Here is a 2,854-nt window from a genome sequence, read left to right as displayed (position 1 = left end):
CCGGCTGACCGGGGCGGACGGCGCGCCGGTCGTCGTCACGTCCAGGTCGCGGGTGTCGGCGCCGCCCGTCGAGCTGGTCGTCGCGCGGACCAGGCCCCAGCCCGTCACGGCGTGGACGGGTCCTTGGCCGTGCTCCGAACGCTGGTGGGATCCGGAGCAGACCCGGCGCAGGGCCAGGCTCCAGGCCGTCACGCCCAGCGGGGCGTATCTGCTGGCGGTGGAGGGCGGGCAGTGGACCGTCGAGGCGATCTATGACTGAGGGGGAAGGCGATGGGCTGGCACAATCCGGCGGTGTCGTGGCAGGAGTTCGCGCGCCGGTCGAGCTGGGGGAATCCCCCCGCGGAGCCGCCGCCCGCCGCGGCGCCGGAGCCGGAGCCCGCGGGGTTCCGGCCGGGCCCGGTGGAGTGGGCGGAGCTGCACTGCCACACCTCCTTCAGCTTCCTGGACGGGGCGACGGAGCCGGAGCGGCTGGTCGCCGAGGCGGCCGCGCTCGGCGTCCGGTATGTGGCCGTCACCGACCATGACGGCATGTACGGCGCCGTCCAGTTCGCCGACGCGATCCGCGCCCACCCCGGGATGCGCGGCGTCTACGGCGCCGAGCTGAGCATGGGCCTGCCGGGCCCGCAGACCGGTGAGCCCGACCCGGCCGGCTGGCATCTGCTGGTGCTGGCGCGCGGCCCCGAAGGCTACCGGCGGCTCTGCAAGGCCATCACCAAGGCCCAGCTCGACGGCGGTGAGAAGGGTAAACCGGACTACGACCTCGAGGCGCTGGCGGCGGAGCACGGCGGCCACTGGGCGGTCCTCACCGGCTGCCGGAAGGGGCCGCTGCACCACGGCTACCCGCTGGAGCGGCTGGCCGGGCTGTTCGGTAAGGAGAACGTGTACGCCGAGCTGATCGACCACGACCATCCCGGCGACGACCTGCGCAACGACGCCCTCTACGCCGACGCCACCGCCCGCGGTTTCACCGTCGTCGCCTCCAACAACGTCCACTATGCCGCGCCCGGCGAGGACGCCCGGCTGGCCCAGGCGCTGGCGGCGATCCGCGCCCGCCGCCCCCTCGACGCGATGGAGGGCTGGCTGCCCGCGTCGGGAACCGCGCACGTGCGGTCGGGGGAGGAGATGGCCGAGCGGCTGGCCCGCTTCCCCGGCGTGCGGGAGGCGACGGTCGCGCTGGCCGAGGCGTGCTGGTTCGACTTCAAGGCCGACCCTCCCAAGCTGCCCGCTTGCAAAGTCCCCGAAGGCCACACCGAGGCCACCTACCTGCGGGACCGCACCTACAAGGGGGCGGTGGAACGGTACGGGCCGCGGGAGGCGGAGCGCGTCCCGGGCGCGTGGGCGCAGATCGACCGCGAACTGGACGTCATCGAGCGCCTGGGCTTCCCCGGCTATTTCCTGATCGTGTACGACATCGTGGAGTTCTGCCGTCGGGAGAAAATCCTCTGCCAGGGCAGGGGTTCGGCCGTGAACTCGGCGGCCTGCTTCGCCCTCGGCATCACCGGGGTCGACGCCGTCCACCACCGGCTGCTGTTCGAGCGGTTCCTGTCCGACGGCCGGGACGGCCCGCCCGACATCGACCTGGACATCGAGCACAAACGCCGTGAAGAGGCCATCCAGCACGTCTACGACAAGTACGGACGGCACTGCACCGCGCAGGTCGCGAACGTCATCACCTACCGCCCCAAGATGGCCACCCGTGACGCCGCCCGCGCCCTCGGCTACTCGCCGGGACAGCAGGACGCCTGGGCCCAGCAGGTCGACTGGCGCGATCCCGTCAACCTGGATCTGATCCCCGAGCCCGTCACCCGGCTGGCCGGACGGATGTCGCGGCTGCCCCGCCATCTCGGCATCCACTCCGGCGGCATGGTCATCTGCGAGCGGCCGGTGGGCGAGGTCTGCCCGATCGAATGGGCCCGCAAGGAGAAACGCAGCGTCCTGCAGTGGGACAAGGACGACTGCGCCTCGGCGGGGCTGGTCAAGTTCGACCTGCTCGGGCTGGGGATGCTCTCGGCGCTCGCCGACTGTTTCCGGCTCGTCGCCTCCTACGACCGGCTCCACGACCTGTCGAACCTGCCGGCGGACGACCCCGCCGTGTACGACATGCTCTGCGACGCCGACACCATCGGGGTGTTCCAGATCGAGTCGCGCGCCCAGATGGCCACCCTGCCCCGGCTCCAACCTCGGAACTTCTACGACCTGGTCGTCGAGGTCGCGTTGATCCGTCCGGGACCCATCCAGGGCGGCTCCGTGCACCCCTACATCCGGCGCCGCCAGGGCAAGGAGCCGTCGACGGTCCCGCATCCGACGATGGAACGGGCCCTGCGCCGCACCCTGGGCGTCCCGCTGTTCCAGGAGCAGATGATGCAGCTCGCCGTCGACTGCGCGGGCTTCACCCCGCAGGAGTCCGACGCGCTCCGCCAGGCCATGTCCGCCAAACGGGCGCCCGAGCGGATCGAACGGCTCCGCGCCCGCCTCCTGGACGGGATGGCCGAGCGCGGCATCCCCCCGCAGATCGCCGCCGAGACCTACGACAAGATCCTCGGTTTCTCCAGCTTCGGCTTCCCCGAGTCGCACGCCCAGTCCTTCGCCCACCTCGTCTACGCGAGCTCCTGGCTGAAACGGCACCACCCGGCGGCCTTCACCGCCGCGCTGCTGCGCAACCAGCCCATGGGCTTCTACAGCCCGCAGTCCCTGCTCGGCGACGCCCGGCGGCACGGCGTCACCGTCCTGCCGCTGGACGTCAACGCCTCGGGCACGCGGGCCGAGCTCGAAGGGCTCCACCCGCCGGCCAGGCCGCACCGGCACGCCCCCGAGAGCGGGCAGCCCGGCATCCGGCTCGGGTTCGACCTGGTCC

Annotated in this window: 1 protein-coding gene and 1 pseudogene; both read left to right on the top strand. The window is 72.4% G+C overall.

Translation table 11 applies throughout. From position 1 onward, the window contains the following. A pseudogene (locus ACYVE7_RS32070) lies at positions 1-259 on the top strand (DNA polymerase Y family protein); the annotation flags it as partial. Between the two features lie 11 nt (positions 260-270). After that, the coding region (locus tag ACYVE7_RS32065) for an error-prone DNA polymerase (protein ID WP_460370072.1) at positions 271-2,854 on the top strand (2,584 nt) is incomplete at its 3' end.

Source organism: Actinocorallia lasiicapitis, assembly GCF_054778695.1.
The sequence above is the reverse complement of the archived record's forward strand: the minus strand, read 5'-3'. Positions and strand labels throughout refer to the sequence as shown.